General features: G+C 43.1%; 15 protein-coding genes. 7 read left to right on the forward strand and 8 right to left on the reverse strand.

The window, feature by feature from the left end:
• Window positions 1–32: 32 nt before the first annotated feature.
• The 3 genes from HVMH_RS00260 to HVMH_RS00270 all read left to right on the forward strand — a co-directional run bounded on the left by HVMH_RS00260 (window position 33) and on the right by HVMH_RS00270 (window position 6925).
• Window positions 33–1091 carry an efflux RND transporter periplasmic adaptor subunit gene (locus HVMH_RS00260; RefSeq protein ID WP_029911355.1) on the forward strand — a complete coding sequence of 353 codons (1059 nt, stop codon included), beginning with the start codon at window positions 33–35 and terminating at the stop codon, window positions 1089–1091.
• Window positions 1092–1101: 10 nt separating this feature from the next.
• A complete protein-coding gene (locus HVMH_RS00265) occupies window positions 1102–4164 on the forward strand; it encodes an efflux RND transporter permease subunit (protein WP_029911354.1) in 3063 nt (1020 codons plus the stop codon).
• Window positions 4165–4309: 145 nt separating this feature from the next.
• A complete protein-coding gene (locus HVMH_RS00270) occupies window positions 4310–6925 on the forward strand; it encodes a putative bifunctional diguanylate cyclase/phosphodiesterase (protein WP_051623066.1) in 2616 nt (871 codons plus the stop codon).
• Here the strand turns inward: HVMH_RS00270 and HVMH_RS00275 are convergent.
• Window positions 6922–7170, reverse strand: a complete 249-nt coding sequence (locus HVMH_RS00275) for a hypothetical protein (RefSeq protein ID WP_029911352.1) — start codon at window positions 7168–7170, stop codon at window positions 6922–6924. The genes HVMH_RS00270 and HVMH_RS00275 overlap by 4 nt on opposite strands.
• A gap of 10 nt (window positions 7171–7180) precedes the next feature.
• A complete protein-coding gene (locus HVMH_RS00280; RefSeq protein WP_029911351.1) occupies window positions 7181–8965 on the reverse strand; it encodes a Na/Pi cotransporter family protein in 1785 nt (594 codons plus the stop codon).
• Between the two features lie 182 nt (window positions 8966–9147).
• On the opposite strand from HVMH_RS00280, the gene HVMH_RS00285 reads away from it, so the two are divergent.
• On the forward strand, window positions 9148–10413 hold the full coding sequence (locus HVMH_RS00285; RefSeq protein ID WP_029911343.1) for a GGDEF domain-containing protein: 1266 nt from the start codon (window positions 9148–9150) through the stop codon (window positions 10411–10413).
• Between the two features lie 3 nt (window positions 10414–10416).
• Here the strand turns inward: HVMH_RS00285 and nhaD are convergent, their stop codons facing one another.
• Window positions 10417–11835 carry a sodium:proton antiporter NhaD gene (nhaD, locus tag HVMH_RS00290; RefSeq protein WP_029911342.1) on the reverse strand — a complete coding sequence of 473 codons (1419 nt, stop codon included), beginning with the start codon at window positions 11833–11835 and terminating at the stop codon, window positions 10417–10419.
• A 74-nt stretch (window positions 11836–11909) separates the two neighbouring features.
• On the opposite strand from nhaD, the gene nhaA reads away from it, so the two are divergent.
• The gene (gene nhaA / locus HVMH_RS00295) at window positions 11910–13283 is read left to right on the forward strand and encodes a Na+/H+ antiporter NhaA (protein ID WP_029911341.1); all 1374 of its coding nucleotides are present in this window, start codon (window positions 11910–11912) and stop codon (window positions 13281–13283) included.
• Between the two features lie 34 nt (window positions 13284–13317).
• On the opposite strand, the gene HVMH_RS00300 is transcribed toward nhaA, so the two are convergent.
• Both HVMH_RS00300 and HVMH_RS00305 read right to left on the reverse strand, forming a co-directional pair.
• Window positions 13318–13557 (reverse strand): hypothetical protein, encoded by a 240-nt coding sequence (locus tag HVMH_RS00300; protein WP_029911340.1) that lies wholly within the window; start codon window positions 13555–13557, stop codon window positions 13318–13320.
• A 1-nt stretch (window position 13558) separates the two neighbouring features.
• Window positions 13559–13978, reverse strand: a complete 420-nt coding sequence (locus tag HVMH_RS00305) for a secondary thiamine-phosphate synthase enzyme YjbQ (RefSeq protein WP_029911339.1) — start codon at window positions 13976–13978, stop codon at window positions 13559–13561.
• Window positions 13979–14175: 197 nt separating this feature from the next.
• Here HVMH_RS00305 and HVMH_RS00310 point away from each other — a divergent pair, with 197 nt between their 5' ends.
• Window positions 14176–16890: a methyl-accepting chemotaxis protein gene (locus tag HVMH_RS00310; RefSeq protein ID WP_051623065.1), complete on the forward strand. Its 2715-nt coding sequence runs from the start codon at window positions 14176–14178 to the stop codon at window positions 16888–16890.
• 45 nt (window positions 16891–16935) lie between these two features.
• Here HVMH_RS00310 and HVMH_RS00315 read toward each other — a convergent pair whose 3' ends face one another.
• Together HVMH_RS00315 and HVMH_RS00320 are read right to left on the reverse strand one after the other, a co-directional pair.
• Window positions 16936–17391 carry a hypothetical protein gene (locus HVMH_RS00315; protein WP_051623064.1) on the reverse strand — a complete coding sequence of 152 codons (456 nt, stop codon included), beginning with the start codon at window positions 17389–17391 and terminating at the stop codon, window positions 16936–16938.
• Between the two features lie 29 nt (window positions 17392–17420).
• The gene (locus HVMH_RS00320) at window positions 17421–18047 is read right to left on the reverse strand and encodes a TetR/AcrR family transcriptional regulator (protein ID WP_029911334.1); all 627 of its coding nucleotides are present in this window, start codon (window positions 18045–18047) and stop codon (window positions 17421–17423) included.
• Between the two features lie 147 nt (window positions 18048–18194).
• Between HVMH_RS00320 and HVMH_RS00325 the strand changes: the two genes are divergently transcribed.
• Window positions 18195–20282 (forward strand): M3 family metallopeptidase, encoded by a 2088-nt coding sequence (locus HVMH_RS00325; protein WP_029911333.1) that lies wholly within the window; start codon window positions 18195–18197, stop codon window positions 20280–20282.
• A gap of 11 nt (window positions 20283–20293) precedes the next feature.
• On the opposite strand, the gene HVMH_RS00330 is transcribed toward HVMH_RS00325, so the two are convergent.
• Window positions 20294–21223, reverse strand: coding sequence for a lipid A-modifier LpxR family protein (locus tag HVMH_RS00330; RefSeq protein WP_029911332.1), 930 nt, complete (start codon window positions 21221–21223; stop codon window positions 20294–20296).
• Window positions 21224–21246: the final 23 nt, after the last annotated feature.

The following is a 21246-nucleotide window of genomic DNA, read 5'->3' on the forward strand; positions in this document are numbered from 1 at the left end:
AATAAAACAATAAAACCTTCGGAGATGTATTCATGAATTTGCGTTTAATTTTTATTATGCTGACGGTGATTTTTGGTTTAACTGCATGTGGTCATCACTCCGAAGAAACGACAAAGGAAATTGTCAGACCTGTCAAATATGTTGAAGTGTCCGCACCAAATAGTGCGGGTTTGCGTGAGTTTCCAGGAACATTACAAGCCAAGGATCGTGTTGATCTGTCTTTCCAAGTATCTGGAAAGTTAACGAAATTACCCATTAAAGAAGGTCAACATCTTAAGAAAGGTGAATTGATCGGTGCTTTAGATCCGCGGGATTTTCAAGCAAAATACGATTCTGCAGTTGCCGGTTTCAAAAATGCCAATGCCAATTATTTGAGAGGCAAAAGGCTGATTTCCAAAGAATACATTTCTCAATCCGATCTGGATAAACTTCAAGCGCAAAAAGATCAAGCCGATGCCAATGTTCGTTTGGCTAAGAAAGCGTTGGATGATACCAAACTGTTGGCGCCCTTCTCGGGAACTGTTGCCAAACAATATGTTAGAAACTTTACCGATATACAGGCCAAACAATCCATTGTCAGTTTGCAAAACAATGATGATCTGGAAATAGTCATATCCGTTCCAGAACAAATCATTGCGCAAAAGGAAAATGCAGATCATTTAAAAATCAACGCTGTGATTTCGACTATTCCCAATAAGAAATTCGCTTTAAAGGTTAATGAGTTCACCACGGAAGCTGATCCTGTTACCCGTACTTATAAAATCACATTGGGAATTATTGATAAGGAAGGATTCAATCTTTTTCCAGGTATGACTGCTACTGTGGAATTATCCGGTTCAACATTGTCTGGCCCAATACAGTTACCAGTAGATGCTGTATTTGCTGACCCTAATGGCAATCATCAACAATTTGTTTGGGTAATCGACAAAGACAAAAAAGTACATAAAGTGCCTGTTGAAGTTGGTGAATTAAGAGGGAGCTCAATCGAAGTACTCAAAGGGATTTCAGAGAAAGAGAAAATTGTCGTTGCCGGTGTGCATTATCTTACGGAAGGACAACAGGTAAAACTACTTCCACCTCAGCAGCAGTAAGGTGTCTATTATGAATATTGCTGAATACGCTATTAAGAAACGCACAGTCACCTTAATTTTCACTTTATTTGTCATTATTGCCGGTTATTTTTCCTATGAAAATTTAGGACGCCTTGAAGATCCTGAGTTTACGGTTAAGGATGCCTTGATTATTACTTATTATCCAGGTGCCAGCGCAAAAGAAGTTGCAGAAGAAGTCTCCGATAAAATCGAAACTAAGATTCAAGAGTTAGGCGAAGTAAAAGAAGTCCAGGCGTTGAACAAACGTGGCACTTCGGTCATTACCGTGACTATGAAAAACAAATACGGTAAAAAGGATTTACCGCTTATTTGGCAGAAGCTTCGTTCGAAGATTGATGATGTCATCCCACAACTCCCTCCAGGTGTTTCTAAACCTATTGTTAATGATGATTTTGGTGATGTTTATGGCACGCTTTACGCTGTAACTGGTGAAGGTTTCAGCTATAAAGAACTGTATGACTATGCCAAATTTCTCAGAAAACAACTTCTGTTAGTGAAAGATGTCGCCAAAATAGACATCCAAGGTCAACAGCCGGAAACCATTTATATTGAATTGAATCGCGACAAAATTGCCACTTTGGGAATTGGTCTTGATGATATTTTCGACAGTTTAAATAATAAAAATACTCTAGTCCCAGCTGGGAAAGTGAAAGTCGGGTCAGATTACATCACCATCAATCCAACGGGCAAAGTTGACGCGGTCAACGATATCAAGAATTTAGTGATTGAATCCAAAGATCATGATAATAAATCTTCACGTCTGATCTATTTGAAAGATATTGCTAAAGTCTATCGCGGCTATCAAGAGCCCGCCAGTAAATACATTGAGTTTAATGGTACCCAAGCCGTGACTTTAGGTATATCCACGGTTCAAGGTGGTAATGTCGTCAAAATGGGTGAGGCGGTAGAAGCTAAGCTACACCAACTACAAGCCGAAATTCCAGTAGGGATTGAGTTACACCCTATTTCATTACAATCGGATCGTGTAACAGCCTCTATTAACGCCTTTATGGTTAATTTGATGGAAGCCGTGGTCATTGTTATTGCCGTTCTGATGATTTTCATGGGATTCCGTAGTGCCAGCATTATCGGAACGGCGTTGTTCGTTACCGTCATGGCAACGTTCATTATCATGAAAATGCAGGGTATTATGCTCGAGCGCATTTCTCTTGGCGCACTGATTATTGCTTTAGGGATGCTGGTGGATAACGCCATTGTCGTAATTGATGGCATGTTGGTTCGTATTCAAAAAGGTATGGATAGAGTCAAAGCCGCCGGTGAAGTAGTTTCTCAAAGTTTTTGGCCATTATTGGGTGCGACCATCATTGCAGTTTTGGCATTCGGTGCTATTGGTTTGTCACAAGACAGTACTGGTGAATATACCCGCTCATTGTTCTATGTCATTCTCTATTCGTTGCTGTTGAGCTGGTTGGTGGCAATCACGGTGGTGCCTTTACTGGGTGTGATGTTCATTAAAGTTAAAGCCGGAGAAGCCAATAAAGATCCTTTCGATAACAAGTTTTATCGCTGGATGAAATCGGTGTTGGTTGTACTTATCCGAAGACGTTGGATTACCGTCATGGTAATGGTTGGTTTATTGGCGCTGTCATTCCTGGCATTTAGCAATCTAAAGAACAGTTTTTTTCCATCTTCGACACGTGATCAATTCATGTTCCATCTTTATTTTGCTGAAGATACGGATATTAGTCAGGTGAAGAAAATCACCGACAAAATTGAACATGTGATTAGACAAGACGATAAGGTTAAGGATGTTACCAGCTTCATTGACAGTGGCGCGCCTAGATTCCTATTGACTTATACCCCGGAAAAAGATCCTTCAGGTTATGGATTTCTGGTCATTACCGTCAAGGATTACCATGACATTCCAGCGTTGATGGCGAAGTTCAGACAGTATGTGATAGACCATTATCCGTCTGTGTTGCCGAGACCTGAGCAATTTGCACTAGGTCCGACCAATCCGGCGGTAGAAGCGGTTATCTATGGCCCGAATCCTGATGTATTGCGTCATATTGGCGAAGAAATCAAAGCCATTATGCGAGAGAAAGGCGGTACGGCCATCCGCAGCGAATGGCGAGAAAGGGTTAAAGAAGTCGTTCCTGTCTTTGATGAAGCGCGTGCCAGTGAAGTGGGTGTGACTCGTGAAGACTTTAACAAGAGTTTGGATTTGAATTTCGACGGACTGACCGTAGGTTACTATCGTGAGCAGGACGAAATGATTCCAATGGTAACGCGTGCTTCCGAACAAGACCGTTTGGATGTCAGCCAGATCAATAACATTCAGGTCTGGTCAAGCGGTGCCCGTAAATATGTGCCAATCAATCAAGTTATCAAGAAGATTGAAGTGAAATTTGTCGATGCAGCATCTCACACCAAAAACCGTATGAGAAAGTTTAAGGTGATGTGTGATCCGGCAATCGGCGCTTTGAAAAGTTCCATTTTCGAGAAGGTGAAAGCACCGATAGAGGCTTTGAAACTGCCGGATGGCTATCGGCTGGAATGGGAAGGTGAATATAAATCTTCCAATGACGCAAAAGAGAGTTTGATGGCGTCTATTCCAATGTTTGTGGTGATGATGGTGTTGATTGTCGTCATGTTGTTCAACTCTGTCAAAGAGCCCATCATTATCTGGTTAACCGTTCCGTTGGCGCTGGTGGGTGTAGGATTTGGGCTCTATACCGCTGACAAACCTTTTGATTTCATGGCATTGCTTGGTTTCCTCAGCTTGACGGGAATGTTGATCAAAAACTCAATTGTGCTGATTGATGAAATCAATTTGGAGTTATCAAATGGAAAAGAAAAATTCGATGCGGTGATTCATTCGGTGCTCTCCAGAACTCGTCCAGTGAGCATGGGAGCATTAACGACTGTATTGGGTATGATTCCGCTTTTGACAGATGCTTTCTTTGTGGCGATGGCCGTGGCGATTATGGCTGGTTTGGCATTTTCGACCGTTTTGACATTACTGTTTGTGCCGGTTCTTTATGCGATTTTCCATAAAATTCAGGTACCGGAAAATCTAGGTAAAGGTTGATAAAATCTGCCAGGTTGGGGTCAATAAAAAATTCCCTTATATTAATGATGTTTATCAATTAAATGGCAAGAATTTATTGGTAGTGGTTAATACGGTTGACTACACTATGTTGATTATTATCAGTTGAAAATAGTCATCGTTTAAAATGGATTTTAAAAAACCGAGCATTCGAAAAATCATCTTGCTAGGCGCCCTTGCGTCGTCTTTGCTGATTTTTGTCGGCTCTTATTACTTTTCTTCAAAGCTTTTTGAAAACTCGATTATCCAAAACAATCATCGTACGGCGGTGACCTTTTCCAGACTGACTTTCGACAACATGTATCAAATCATGAGTGAAGGTTGGACGAGAAAGCAGCTAAATGAATTCCTTGAAAAGACCCAAAAAACTTATGAATTATCGGATATCAGTATCGATATTTTTCGAAGCCAGGTGGTCAGCAAGCAATTCGGCGCCATCCCCCAAAAGCAATCCCTCTCACCGCATTTCAAAGCGCGATTGGATCAAGTTTTCTTAAGCAAAGAATCTCTGTCGACTACTCAAGATACGGTTTTGGATAGCTGGTTCCCGCTAAAAGCTGAGCAGAAATGCTTGGTGTGTCATACCCAGGCAAAGGTCGGAGATGTTTTAGGGGTGATGCACTTTCGGCAAGACATGTCTCACACGCTATCCGAGGCTAACCAGCGTTTCTTATTATTCTTTCTTTTCCTGCTGCCATTGCCGATTATTGTTGCCTATTTAATCAGTTTGAAATTGAACAGTTTCTTAGAGAAAGTTATTGATTCACTGCGCTCCAAGGTTGAAAACATTCACAAAGTTCGTGATTTGAAACAGATTCAATCCTCCGATATTTTTTACGATTTTAAAGAATTCGAGATGTTGGGTGTTGAGTTTGAAAAGCTTTCGGAAAAACTTCAAACGGTTGCTGTTGATAGGGACATTCTTGAATTTGAAATCAAATTACTCGATAAGTTTATCATCACCTCAGAAGTGGTTCGTGATTGGAAAGAACATGTAAATCAATTGATTATCGAAATCACCAAAATTTTGCCTATTTATGGGCTATTTGTGGTGTTCAGAACGGATGATGAAGAACGTTTCGGTATGGAGATTTTCTGGGCAGGTAAGCCTTCAGAAGAGATGAAGAAGCATTTTGAAAAAATTGCTGAATCTCAGATTTTGGAACACCCGATTCTGAAACTGAATCCACAAATTGACATCCATCACAGCATTTCCAATGAAGAAGTCACGTTGGATGGTATTCAAGAAGACATTGAAACCCAAGCGAAGAGTTTGATTCTTGAAAAGCCTCGTATCGGGGGGGTTGTGGGTATTGGGGTGCAGGCAGTCAATCAGGATTTAACCCGCACTATCGTTATTGAAAGTATTTTGACGACCTTAATCAATGTTGTCGGCTCAATCAAAGCCATCAACAAATATACTCATGATTTGGAGTATTACGCTACGCGTGACCCTTTGACTAACTTGTATAACCGTCGTGTTTTCCACGAATTGTTGGATTACGAAATTCAGCGTGCCGATCGTAACAATTATCACTTTTCGTTGATGATGATTGATTGTGACAACTTCAAACTTATCAATGACCGTTATGGACATGCATTTGGTGATCAGATGCTTCAGGCTTTGGCTTATAAGGTTGAGGAAGCCCTTAGAAGTGAAGATATGTTCAGCCGCTATGGTGGTGATGAGTTCTGTGTGTTATTGCCGGAAACTGATATTGAGCAAGCGCATTTGATTGCCCAACGTGTGATGGACGAAATTCACCAGATTGAAGAAATCGATCCCAGTGGTGAGCGAGTTCACTTGACTTGTTCAATCGGCTTGGCGAACTATCCTGAGCACGCCGAGAACGCCAAAGATTTGTTTATCGTGTCCGATAATATGATGTACAAGGGGAAACGAAACGGTAAAAATCAATTCTGCTTTCCTGATGAAAACGAATTGGCAGATCTTTATCGCAGCAATACCGAGAAAAGTGCTTTCATCATGCAATCTCTGGCGGATGAAGATTGCATCGAACCGCATTTTCAACCGATTTTATCTTTTGGTAATCACGATGATATACAGGTTCATGAGTTGTTAATGCGTATCCGCAAAGATGATGAACTGATTTCGGCAAGTGAGTTTATCGATATTGCTGAAAGCATGGGGGTTGTACATCAACTGGATTACCTGCTGATTAAGAAAGCCTTCATCAAGATGCAAGAGCAGAATTATCAAGGTTTGATGTTCATTAATATTTCCCCACGTGCGCTGATACTGAACGAATTCATCAATAAAGTAAAAGAATTGGCCAGGGAATATGAAATCGCGCCGAATCGTATTGTGTTGGAGATTACCGAACGTGAAACGGTGAGAAACATTAGCCTATTGGAAAAATTCGTAAGAGAGCTGAAGTTCGAAGGGTTTATGTTTGCAATTGATGATTTTGGTTCTGGGTTTTCGTCTTTCCATTATCTGAAGCGTTTCCCAATCGATTATTTGAAAATAGAAGGCGAGTTCATCAGCAATATGTTGAATGATCGAATTGACTTCGCCTTTGTGGAAAGCGCGGTGACGCTTGCCAGATCAGTAGGCATTGAAACCGTCGCCGAGTTCATCGAGTCTGAAGAAGTACTCAAGGCGGTTAAAGCCTGTGGTATCACTATGGCACAAGGGTATTTCATTGGTAAAGCCGAACCGGAATTCTTAACGGAAGTTCCTGATAGAGTTCAATCCGCGCTGGCATCCGACACCCTTTAGTAGGCTTGTTTATATCCTAGCTGACGCATACAGTCTTCATAGGAAATGGCGCCCATCTCGCCCTTATAGATATTCATTTTTGACACACCATTACGGTCATTCCATGCGCCAGTGGCTTCACCTTTACAATAGAGCATATCATTTCTGAATGAATCATTGGTTTGACCAGGGTTTTTGACGAACTGTTGGTTGTGCGCGCAGCCGCCGAGAACTAGCAGGCCGGTGACTATCCATAACTTTTTCATAAACATCCTTTTAGGTTTGAGCAGGGGATGACAATCCCTTGTTTTGTAATCTTGCAATACGTTTTGCCAGAGTATGCAACCGTTTCAAGGCATCGACGATTTGCATTTCCATTCGGAAAATGACCAATCTGGATTCGTCAGATTGTATGTGTTTCACCTGATGCTTAAGTGCAATCTGAATCATTTCGTCTATAGCGGATTTTGCAGAAAAGACTTCCAAAGCCTTCTCTTTTTGTTGGTCATCCAAAGCCATCAGTGCATTGTTTAGAGATTTAACCACTTCTTTGGTGATATTGCCCATTAATTCCTGCATGGTAGGGCTTACCTTAAGTTGATACTCGAACGTTTGATGACGGGCATCTAACAGTCCATTTTCGATAGTTTCCATCACCGATTCCAGAATATTCACCACAGAAATCAACTCAACATATTTTTGCTGTTGTTTTTCATCAAGGTCAGCCCTCGAAACCTTGCTGAGATAAATCAGTATTTGATGTTGGTATTGGCGAAGTTGTCTGAGCACCTTTTCTTCAAACTTAAGGGCATTCAACTGTACCGGATAATTATTGTTGATGAAGTGTTGGAACAAGTTGTTCAATTTTTCCCGAAACACGTTCAATTCCATAATAACGGCACCAAATGCCAACTGAGGAGTTTGTAGGAAATTGTCATCCAAATATTTTGGGTCGAATGATTGTTGTTTTTCGTCATCCAATATGGGTAACAGGCGATAGGTCAGCCAGACAAACCCCGTAAGTAGCGGTAAGAAAAGAATTAATGCGGAAAGCTTGAACAGAGTATTAGCATTCGCGATTTCGCGAGGGGTATCAGCTGCTAAGTTCGCCATCTCGTTGAGGTGGCTACCGCCTTCTGGAGAAATATAGATGGCCAATGCCGCCAAAGTACCAATAAATGGTAACCATAACAAGACCCCGAAAACATTGAACATCACATGAATGAGGGCAGCTCTTATCGCATCTCGAGACTGTCCAATCGTTGCGAGAATCGCCGTGATACAAGTACCGATATCTGCTCCCATAGATAATGCAATCCCGGTTGGTAGCGTCAAAAACCCTTGGTTTGCCATCACAATGATTATCCCGATAGTGGCGGAAGAAGATTGAACCAAAGCGGTAAAAGCGAGACCGATGAGTATGCCGAAAAGAGGATGGTCGAGTTCTTTTAAGGTTTCGAGAAATGGTTCGTAGTGTTTGAGGGGAGACATACCTTCACCCATCAAATTCATCCCGATAAACAGCAACCCTAGCCCTAAAAGTAGTTGTCCGATATTTTTTCGGACATGGGTTTCGCTGATAAACTGAATCAGAAACCCGGCAAAAACCATGATGAGTGCTAAGTTGTAGATTTTGAAAGCGACAATCTGAGCGGTAATGGTTGTACCGAGGTTGGCGCCCATGATAATGCTTCCGGCCTGCATCAACGTCATCATGCCTGAGGCAACAAATCCTATTACCAGAACACTGGTAACGGATGAAGATTGGATTATGGCAGTGACCAGCGTACCGGATAGGGCGCCCATCACACGGTTGGTCGTCAGAGTGGCGAGTAGGGTTTTCATGCGTCCGCCGGCTATCGATAGCAGGCCTTTCACCATTAAGTCTAGGCCGAACAAGAAGATCGCCAGGCCGCCGAGCAGTTGCAAAATCATCTCGTACCAATTCAAAGCAGCCTTTCCAGAAGAGGGTATCGCAGTTTCCGGCACGACAGCAAAAGCTAAGCTTGACCAAAGCAGTAGCAATAAAAGGGTTTTGAATGGACGGATTTGAATTTGCATAGAGCCCTTTCAAAGTCTAATACAGAGTGAATACAGGTTTATTTTGAACCTGTTTGAAGATGGAAGGGAGCAATTTTGATAAATTTTTTTGATTTTCCATAAATGTAATTTTACATCGGGGTACGGTATTTTTTGTATTATGGAGTTTAGCGCTGTTGCTCAGGAGGTCTTAGACGGATTTTATGACTGAAAAATCAACGCAAAAAATCATTGATGAGCTTTTCCGACATTTTTATCGGGAGTTGCTTTCTGAACCTCACTACGCCGTGTTTTTTGAGCGCTATGACGTGGATTTGATTCGTCAAAAACAAGGTCAATCTTTCTTAGAACTGCTTGAACTGTCTGATGAAGACATCCATGAAAATGGATTGAAAATCGGCAAAATACATATCAATATCGGCCTTCCCTTTGAAGATTTATATGCCGGTTATCACAAACTTCAACAGCTTATTCCCATCTATTTTAACGAACATTGGTTGGTGGATCATCAGCTTTTCAGACGACTTAGTTTGCAAAAAATGGCTGCTGCCGAGGGCTACTTTCAGAGTTATATTCAGCAAATGGCACATGAAATAGCGATAACCGTCGAAAAACGCAACCTGCTGTTGCGCCCTAGCTATGCTGAACTGGCGAACCAACCACTTATTTGTTTGAAGGAGATTCTTGGTCATTTGCTGGACGAGGAATCACCTTTACCCGAAATGGATTATGAAGTTTGTCCTTTGACCGATCAGTTGGCTAACCATACCTGCTTAAATGGCGAAGAAAGAATCGAGTTGGAAAAGCTACATTCATTGCAGCACATCATGGGTCACAACTTTCTATTTTTTGTGAAAAGCAAGGAATATGCTTTGGCGGTTTTCCTGTTGTCTCGGTTTTATGGCATGGCATTGGATTTGTCGAACCGTATAGGGTTAGCATTTCAAATGTCTTTTATTCAAGAGTTACAAAAAGACCCTTTGACCCATTTCTATCTTCGACATGATATGGAAACCCTCATAGACAGTGCCTTGAATCTGTCGGTTGCAGATAAACGCAATGTTGCAATCATCATGTTGGATTTAGATGATTTTAAATTCATCAATGACAGTCATGGACATTTGGCCGGAGATCATGTGTTGAAGGAAGTCAGTGAACTTTTCTCACAAGTAGTGCGTGAATCAGACAAGATTTTCCGTTATGGAGGCGAGGAGTTTTTGATTTTGTTGGACGGCGCAGGTATCGACGTGGCATCCGGTATTGCCGAGAGATTGCGCAAACTGATAGAAAACCACCCATTTGATTTGGGTATGCATAGAACAACGAAAATTACTGCGAGTATCGGTATCGCAGCTTATCATCCTGCGACGATGGAAAAAGTGCCTTCTGCAAGGCACTTTATAGATGTTTGCGATCGAATGTTATTGAAAGCAAAACACAGCGGTAAAAACCGCATTGAGTACTGCTAAGCTCTAGAATAAATTAGCATTAATTAGGCTGTGTACCCATACGCTGGCGAAATAGCCTACAAGAATCGCAGGCATCCACTTCAAGTGCCCCATAAAGGTATATTTGCCTTTTGATTGCCCCATCAGTGCAACACCAGCGGCAGACCCAATAGACAGCAAAGAACCCCCAACACCGGCGGTAAGGGTTACCAGCAGCCATTGACCGTCTGCCATATTAGGATTCATGGTTAGCACTGCATACATAACGGGAATGTTATCAACAATCGCAGATAGGAAGCCGACGGTGATGTTCGCCTCAGTAGCACCCCATTGGTTGTACATCACATCGGAAGCCATGGTTAGGTAGCCGATGGTCCCCAATCCGCCAACCGCTAGAATCACGCCGAAGAAGAACAACAGCGTATCCCATTCGGCACGAGCGATTTTGTTGAAGATATCAAAGCTGACAGGCTGAGAGATATGTTTGATGGAACCATCGCTACCGGTATTCATCTCATAAGACAATTCACCGGTTTTCTTCAAATAGAAAGCGAAGAACTGTAAGTAAGCCAAACCGGTCATCATTCCCAGTACAGGCGGTAATTCTAAGAAGTTGTGCAATGACACTGCTGTGGCGATAGTCGCGAAAAACAAGAAGATGATGCGCTTGGCGCCACGCTTCATCTTAATTACTTCTTCAAGCGCATCAGGTTTTTCTTTTGGCAAAGCAAGTGACATGAAAATTGCCGGTACCACGAAGTTCACCAAAGCCGGAATGAACAAATCAAAGAATTCGTGGAATTGTAGTAGCCCTTTTTGCCAAACCATCAGGGTGGTGATATCACCAAATGGGCTGAATGCACCGCCAGCATTCGCTGCGATAACCACGTTGATAAAACCAAGTGTTACGAATTTCGTTGAATTAACGCCTACTGCCAAGATAACTGCACCCATCAATAATGCTGTGGTCAGGTTATCGGCAACGGGAGAGATGAAGAAAGCCAGAAAACCGGTAATCCAGAACAATTGGCGATAAGAGAAACCTTTAGACACCAACCAACCTCTCAATGCGTCGAAGACATGGCGTTCTTCCATCGCATTGATGTAGGTCATGGCTGCGAGTAAGAATAAGAACAGTTCTGCATATTCGAGAATGTTATGGCGTACAGCTTCTTCTGCCGCATTGGGAAAGCCATGTGTATGCATGACATAGGCAATCAGCATCCAGATCAAACCTGCAGCCAGAATCACGGGCTTTGATTTTCGCAGTTGGGTGAACTCTTCCGTCATCACCAGTAGATAGGCAACAACAAAAATCCCCAAAGACAGATAACCCGCCCAGTGAGTCGTTAAATCCAGATCATTTGGTGTTTCGGCGGCAAGCACCATTCCCGGAACAAAAACCAGCATCAGAGCGAAAAATGCGGAGAACAGGGTCTTCATCTATATTCCTTTAAAAAGCTGTAATTATGTGTATTATAAGGAATTGATGTCATAAATGGGATTAATCAAAGTAGATGCAGAGTTTAAAAGAATACAAGTTGTACGCCCCTTGGGAAAAGGTATTCAATCGTTTCGCAACGCCATTTGAGCGTTTCTTGCACCAACAAACCACCACCGGTTTGGTGCTGATGTTTATGACCGTGGTTGCGCTGATTTTGGCAAACTCGCCTTTAGCGGATGCCTATGCACATATTTTCCATACCCATATTGTGGTTGGAATCGGTGATTTCAAGATAGATCATTCCCTGCATCATTGGATTAACGATGGCTTGATGGCGCTATTCTTCTTTGTCATCGGCTTAGAAATCAAGCGAGAAATTCTGGTAGGTGAGCTTTCCGATGTCCGCAATGCGATGCTACCGATTGTTGCGGCTCTGGGTGGTGTCATTATGCCAGCAGTTTTTTATTACAGCATAAACCAAGGGTTGCCTAGTGAAAATGGCTGGGGGATTCCGATGGCAACCGATATTGCTTTTGCCATCAGTGCTTTGGTGTTATTGGGTAGAAGAGTACCAACGGCATTGGTCACGTTTTTGGTCGCGCTGGCGATTGTCGATGATTTGATGGCGGTTATCGTGATCGCTTTGTTCTACACCGAGCAGATTCATATGATTCCTCTGATGTCGGCACTAGGATTTTTCTTGGTTCTGATTTTATTCAACCGTTTCGGGATTCGTAAGCCTTTGCCTTATTTCATTATCGGTGGCTTTATGTGGATTGCCATGTTGGAATCAGGCGTACATGCGACCATTGCAGGGATTTTGACAGCGATGGCCATCCCTGCCAAGCCTTCATTTGACCCTCAGGTGTTCGATACTCAGATGAAGGATCTAACAGAGAAATTCAAGTCTTACAATGTTCAAGATAACTTCCAATTGCACGAGAAACAGGAGCCGGTGCTTCATGAAATAACCCATACGGTTCACGGGGTGCAAGCACCATTGAACCGCTTGGAGCATGACTTTCATTTGCCGGTGAGTTTAATTGTCATACCGCTGTTTGCGCTGGCGAATGCTGGGATTGCGATTAATTTTGCTGAAATTGAAAAGATGGTTTTTGAGCCGGTCACGCTTGGCGTTATTGTTGGATTGGTTGCCGGTAAGGTGATCGGGATTGCCGGTATTTCTGTGTTGGCGATTAAATTGGGTATCGCCAGATTGCCGTCAGATTCAACCTATTCGCAGTTATTGGGGGTGTCTTTCTTAGGCGGGATTGGTTTCACCATGTCGATCTTCATCGCAGGCTTGGCTTGGCCGGGCAATGAAACCTTCTTGCTTCAAGCAAAAGTTGGGATTCTGTTAGCTTCGCTGTTTGCAGGCTTGTTTGGTTTTATCTGGTTGCGCTTCATTGCGAAACCGACACATCTGAAAGAGGAAGCACTGGGTTAGCTTTTTAAATCACCTGAATGTGATGAGGAAAGGGCTAGTCCAGAGTGATATGCAATAAGGTTTCTGGATGGGTCATTTCTTCATTGGCTTCTGAGTTGAAATGCACTTCATAATGCGTGTAGTCTGTGTCTTTTTGAGAAATCATTTCTTCCCCGACCTTTTTTAAGTAATCAGGGTCTTTGTGCTTGGTTTTAAACATTAGGTTATGCTTACCATAGACTTTTAGTACAAAGTGTTCTGTTCCGATGAACTCGGTATTGTCTGTGTCGCTCATTTTACGCTCCTTGTGTGGTGACAACCAAACGACGTTCAAATCTTCCTGTACGGTGCTCATAAAGGAAAATTCCCTGCCATGTTCCAAGATTTAGTCGGTTATTTGAGACCGGTAAGGTTTGGCTGGATTGGGTGATCATGCTACGGATATGACCACTCATATCATCATCGCCTTCATAATTATGTCGATAGGCCGGGTCACCGTCCAATATGGTTTTTTGCATCCAATATTCAATATCTTCTCTGACCGTCGGATCGGCATTTTCGGTGATGATCAGCGATGCAGAAGTATGCTGGCAGAAAACATGGCATAAACCGCTTTGAATGCCAGATTCCTTAACACATTGTTCTATTTTATCCGTTATTGAGTAAGTGCCACGTTTTGGAGTAGTGATTTTCAATAAGGTTTGAAATGTTTTCATATCGCTTCTCATTTGCTTTAAAGAGAAAAATAAAATCCTAAACAGCCAATATGTTCCACATGGAACGAAAAACCTAAGTAAAAACCCTAATTTATTTGAAGTATAGCTGTTTTAAAAGGCTTTTTTCATAAAAGGTTAAAAATTCTCTTATCGGCTTTTTGCTATTGTGTGCCAAAAATTTGGATAAGGAAAACAGGATGTTGAAATTAAAGAATAAGATTATTCTGAACTTAATGATTGTAGGAATTTTACCACTTATGGTGGTGGTTTCCATTTCTTGGTTTTTGACTAAAGAGGAAATCTCCAAAACAACCTATAGTCATTTGGAAGCTGTCAGAGATCTTAAAGAACATGCCTTAACCGACTATTTCCAGCAAGTAAAAGCACAATTGGTCAATTTGTCCTCAACCAGTCGCGTACAACGCATGGCAGGTTATATTGCACCCAATTTTGCCTACATGGTCGACTTTCTGGCGGTAAAGAGGGACGAGCAGAAAGCAGCGGTTAAACATTTTTGGGAAACAGATTTTGCCAAGGAGTACCGCAAACATAACCCGAACAGTGATCTTGACTTGGATAAATTGTTTGCAGAAATGGACTCCTCTGCAATCAGTGCACAATATTTATATCTGGCATCCAATCCTTTTCCGTTGGGTCAAAAAAACAAGATGTTGACCGCCAAACAAGATGAATCACCCTATTCAGACTTCCATTCGTTAAACCATGCTTACTTTAACCGTTACCTTAAGAATTTCGGTTTGTTTGATATTTTCGTTATCAGTAATGACGGACGAGTAGGCTACAGTGTTTATAAAAACCTGGAGTTCGGAACGGACTTGAATAAAGGACCTTGGAAAAACTCAGGTTTGGCACAAGCATACCGCATGGCGAAGAAGTTGAAAAAAGGTGAAGTGTATTTAGAGGACTTCGCACTTTACACGCCTTACTATGATGCGCCGAGCAGTTTTATCGCCACGCCGATCTTTGATGAAGATGGGCGCCAAGGCACATTGGTATTCCAGCTGCCGTTGGACAAGATTACTCAGGTCATGAGCGTTCGTTCAGGCATGGGTAAAACTGGAGAATCCTATTTGGTTGGACCTGACGGTTTGTTGCGTTCGGACCCGCATTTGGATATCTCTCACTTCAGCGTGGTGAATGCGTTCCGTGATCCAAGCAAGTACATCATTAAAACGCCTCAGGTTAAAGATGCTACTAAGGGTCAAAAAGGGGTGATGGAAACCACAAATTACCTAAACCAATCGGTTCTGTCGGCTTATGGTCCTATCGATATTCTTGGTAAGCATTGGGGGATGATCGTAGAGATCAATACAAAAGAAGCATTTGCCTCGTTGACGCAATACATGAAGTTGATCATGATTATCACGGGCGTCATTTTGATTGCCCTAGTTTTGGTTGGTGTTGCTTTAAGTCATAGTATTACCAAGCCGATTTTGAAAATCTCTGAGTTTATTCGTACGGTCGGTAAAACCGGTGATTTCTCATTGAAAGTGGAACTGAAGTCTAAAGATGAAATCGGTGAAATGGCGAAAGCATTCAACGAAATGACGGGTGACTTGTCAGCGATCTTCAAAGAAATCAACTTTGTTGTCGACCAGATTTCAAAAGGGCAATTCCAACACAAGATTTCTGGAGAGTTTTCCGGTGATTTGGCGACATTGAAAACCGGCGTGAACAATTCGGTGGAAATGATCGAAAAAACCATGAATGTTATTCGTACGGCGCTTGAAAACCTTGAAAAAGGGGATTTTGAGACCAAGATTCTGGTAGATGGCGATATTCAAGGGGGCTTCCAGAAAATCCTTTCCAACCTAGCATCGGCGATGTCAGGATTGAATTTGATTATCAATGAAATCAACCAAGTCATGCGTGAAATGAAGCATGGTAACTTCAACCATCGTTCCGAATCCGAAGCCAAAGGTGAGCTGAAGTATCTTCAAAATAATATCAATGCATCACTTGATGCGTTACAGAGCGCCTTCTCTGAAATCAGACAGGTAGTTGAAGCGCAGGCACAAGGTGATTTGACTCAGCAGATTCAAGGAAGTTATCCAGGAGATTTGGGAATTCTGGCGAAGGATTTGAACGATGCGACACAAGCCAGCCAAATCGCTTTACATCAAGTAAGTATGAACGTTCAGTCGGTTTATGACAGTGCTCAGGAAATCGCGCAGGGAAGTGAAGATGTATCGCATCGAACACAAAACCAGGCAGCGGCACTTGAGCAAACTGTGGCAACTATGGAACAGATGAATTCCGCGGTGGCGCAAAATGCTGAGAATGCGCATAGCGCGGCACAAAAAGCGGAAATGACGGCCAAAACGACGGAAGAAGGGCGTGTCGTCATGCAACAGCTTCAAAGTGCGATGATGGAAATTGCAGAATCGAGCCAACGTATTCCGGCTATTATCGAGCTGATTGAAAGTATTGCTTTCCAAACCAATTTGTTGGCGTTGAACGCAGCGGTAGAAGCGGCAAGAGCGGGTGAGCAAGGTCGAGGGTTTGCCGTTGTGGCGTCCGAAGTGAGAACCTTGGCGGGTAAATCAACTTCAGCAGCTCATGATATTAAAGTCTTGATTGAAGACTCGGTTGCTAAGGTTGATACGGGTACCAAGTTGACGCATTCTTCGATGGAGTTCTTGAACAAAATTCATCTAAGCATCAAGGAAGTGAACGATGTTGTGGCCGACATCAGCCACGCAACGGCTGAACAGAGCATTGGTATCAAGCAGGTAAACACCTCCATGATGTCAATTGATGCGGATAATCAGCAGAATGCGGCACTGTCTGAACAAACCGCGAGTGCTGCGGATGGCTTGAAAGAAATGGCGGAGAAATTGGAACAGTCGATTTCTCAATTTCAGCTTTCCAACCGATTAGAAAATTTCTAACCGGCAGATGCAGTCAAGATAGAAGGGGGGACATTTCCCCCTTTTTTATTGGATGGGTTTGAGTGATTTGGGGGCTGCAACTTTGATTTGGTAGGCCTGATGGCAGGCAATGCAGTTCTTTTGCAGGGTCGCCAATTTATGCAGAATTTCATTTTTATCGCCTAACGTTTCGGCTTCATTGGCGATGTCTTCAAACCCTCTGTGAGTAGCAGGGCCCAGCTTCATCATACCTGGAGGCAGTTTTGCTTTGAGAGAAGCGGGTGTATTGTTAATCATTTTGATGCCGACTTCCCGGGCGGCTTTTTCTACGCGATTCATATCGTCAGCCAAACTGGCTTCAAGAATTTGTTGGCTGGCAGACATGAATTCGCGCATTTCCTGTAAGAAAGCAGATTTTTGATCGGCAGATAGCCACACAACACTTCGATTATCCGCATGGGCTGCGTGAAAAGACAGCCAACTTGCCATCGCGATAAGGATGATTAAGGGTTTTTTAAACATAACAAACTCTCCCTTGAGTTTTGAAAATATTAGTGCATTTTCAGCGCGTTGCTGATGAGGCGGTAAATCTCATCAGTTGCTTCTTCCAACGTTGGATCAAGCGGTTTATCGGATTGAATGGCATCTCGCATCGGTTTACTGGTAATAAAGAAACACAAACTACCGATAATCATGAAATGCGTGGTTAAAGGATCAACACGGGCAAAGACCTCTTGCTGTTCGCCAGCAATTAAAATGGTTTTGAGAGTTTGTAACAGGCGCTGCATCTGTTGTCTTGCGGCAACAGGCATGTGAATGCCGCCAGATGCAATTTCCCGCATTAATACCGCGGGCATCTGTCTATGGGTTTGAGTTTGTAATGCAAAGGTCTGAACAAATGACCACAGCTTCTTCTCCGCACTGTCAGCACAATCCACTTGTTGAATAACGGCTTCGGCGACCGTGGCAAACAAATCTTCCAAGCAGACGGCATAAAGGTTTTCTTTGTTCTGGAAGTGATAGTAAATACTGGCTTTATTTGCGCCAGTTATTTCCGCCAACTCATCCATGATGGTGCCGTCATAGCCTTTTTCTGCAAACAATTCCGTTGCGGCTTGCTGTATTGTTAATGCGGTTTTTGAACGCTTCTTTGCGGCTTTTATGGAGATCTCTGTCATGATTTTGCCAAATTGTTGAATATTATTAACTGATTAGTTTAACTATTTAGTTAAATTTGTCAAAAATTTTCAACAGGACAGGGATGCACTATAATTTGAGTTAACCAATACAGATTCTAATAAAGTCGAAAAATAAGGGCGAACACCATGCAGCATTCCGACGTTTCAACCAATCCTCTGTTATCAATTGAAGGGCTACCTCAATTCAACGCGTTTCATGTGGAACACATCAAAGCGGCGGTAGAAACGCTGTTAAAGGAAAATCTGGCAACCGTTGAAGCACTGGTGAATAAGGCAGAGCCCCCAACCTGGCAGAATTTTGTCGAGCCTTTGGAGGCATTGAGCAGTCGTTTGGAGCGTGTTTGGGGGCCGGTAAGCCATCTGGATGCGGTCAAGAACAACGATACTTGGCATGAGGCCTATAATGAGTGTTTGGCGCCTATCACTGATTATTATGCGCAGATGGGGCAAAACAAAGGGTTATTTGATAAATTCGAGACACTTGCCGAATCTGAAGAATACAAAGATTATTCCTTGGCGCAGAAGAAGGTAGTGGAAAACGCATTGCGCGATTTCCGTTTGTCTGGTATCGATTTGCCACCGGAAAACCAACAGGAATACAAAACCATTTCCCAGAAGCTTTCTCAGTTGAGCAGCCAGTTCAGCAACAATGTCTTAAAAAGTACACAGGCGTGGTCAAAACACATTACTGACGAATCCGATTTATCCGGTCTGCCTGAAACCTCAATGGGGCTATTGAAGCAGTTGGCGCAACAACGCAGTGAAAAAGATGGCAAGGACTATTCCGGTTGGGTGGTAACACTGGATTTTCCGTCTTATTTGGCGGTGATGACCTATGCCGATAATCGCTCCTTGAGAGAAGAGGTTTATCGTGCTTTTGCGACGCGTGCTTCCGAGTTGGCGGATGATCCTCAATATGACAATTCGGATTTGATTCGCGAGATTTTAGCGCTCAGACATCAAAAGTCTCAGTTGCTTGGTTTTGAGCATTTTGGTGAGTTGTCATTAGCGACCAAAATGGCGGAGTCGAGTGAGCAGGTGACGGGGTTTATTCGTGATTTGGCAAAACAATCCAAACAACAAGCAGAAGTCGAGTTGGCGAAATTGAAGATTTTCGCAGAGGCGCTAGACCCCAACCTGGCAGATTTTCAGCCTTGGGATGTCAGCTATTATTCCGAGAAGTACAAGAACGAAACCCTGTCTTTATCGCAAGAAGCCCTTAGGCCTTATTTCCCGGTGGAAACCGTATTGAAAGGTCTGTTTGAAATCACCGAGACGTTATTCGGGGTAAAAGTACAGCTGAAAGCAGGGGTAGAAACTTGGCACCCAGATGTTCGCTTCTATGAAGTGATGGAAGGGGGTCAGGTTGTTGCGGCTTTTTATTTGGACGTGTATGCGCGTGAAAACAAACGCGGGGGCGCTTGGATGGATTCGGCCATCAGTCGTTGGAAAACCCCTTCTGGAACGATTCAGACGCCGGTAGCTTATTTGGTGTGTAACTTTACGCCGCCAGTTGCTGACAAACCAGCTTGTTTGACTCATGATGAGGTGACAACGCTTTTCCATGAATTTGGTCATGGTTTGCATCACATGCTAACGGAAATGAGTCACTTTGATATTTCCGGTATTAACGGTGTGCCATGGGATGCTGTTGAGTTGCCATCTCAGTTTATGGAGAACTTCTGCTGGCATCGTGAAAGCTTGGATTTGATGACTTCGCATGTGGAAACGGGCGCGCATTTGCCGGATGACTTGTTGCATGCCTTGCAGAAAAGCCGCGGCTTCCAATCGGCAATGATGATGTTACGCCAGTTGGAGTTCAGTCTGTTCGATTTCATTGCGCATACCGATTATGACCCGAATGAGCCGAAGGAAATTCTGCAATTGGCGCAGGAAATTCGTGATGAAATTGCAGTCATCCAACCACCGGAATATAACCGTTTTGCCCAGAGTTTCAGCCATATTTTCGCTGGTGGTTATGCGGCAGGTTATTTTAGTTACAAGTGGGCGGAAGTCCTGTCTTCAGATGCATTTGGTCTGTTCGAGGAACAGGGCATCTTGAATCCTAATGCGGGCGCCAAGTTCAAGAACACGATTTTGGCTGCCGGGGGTTCAGTTCATCCGATGACGTTATTCAAGAATTTCCGCGGACGTGAGCCGAGTGTTGATGCCCTGTTAAGGCACTCGGGTATTGATACAGACAACGCAGCGTAGGTGATGGGGAATTAGAATCCCCAATGGAAGTTTAAGCTGGAATAACGGAAACGTTTTTCCGGCTGATCATCATAATACTGAGGAGTCGATTTGGTACTGTAGTTCAAGCTGAATTGGTTATAGGTAAAGCCGATGCCGACATCAAATAGCGGCCAGAAATGTCGTCGGTTGACGATAGGCTTGTCGTCAGTGAGTAAACGCCCATCTGTCAGGCGATTATAGATTTCATAATCAATGTTGACGGTTGAGTAAACAAACCAACCCCATCCTTTGTTGAATTTGATGGTGTTGAGTTGGTTGTCGAAAAAGTTTGGGGCGCAATTGTCAGCATAGCTGGCGCCCAAACCACCACCGACATTAGTGCTTAAAGTACCCAGTTGACTGCTTATAGTATAAAAGCTTTTAAAGCCATTCCGGGTCAAAGCATCAATATCATTCTGTAAACTGACATGGAAGTTGATAGTCGGTTGATCCGGGTATTGGTGGTTCCAGCCATCTTCATTTTTGTTGCCGATTAGCTTGTGCACACCATTTTGAATTTCTTCTCCGCCACTACCCGGTCCAATCCACCCCAAATTCAACTCCATACCCAACTGCTGACCTTGGTAGGCTTCTACATGACGGAAGTTAACATAGCTCCAACCAGTATTGGCAAGTGGTTTGACTTGTGAGCCATTGTCGACCCTTAAAGTGAAGATTTCCGTTGCCAACATGAACTGGTCGATTTGATCTGTTTTGGGAGACAGGTTACTACGCAAAGGCTTAAAAAATGGATTGAATAACCACTCGTTAAAGTCCATTTTGTGTTCTGTCCAGATCAGATGCGTACCAGCAGTATATTCGCTATCTGTGCCAAAAAGAATATCGTTATCTAAATTGAAGATGAACTGGCTGGATTGGTCGTTGATGAGTGGTCCCGCATAGCTCGTTGTACTAGACATGTTTAACCCCAGAGCCAGTAAGC

Source organism: Hydrogenovibrio marinus, assembly GCF_013340845.1.
GTDB lineage: Bacteria > Pseudomonadota > Gammaproteobacteria > Thiomicrospirales > Thiomicrospiraceae > Hydrogenovibrio > Hydrogenovibrio marinus.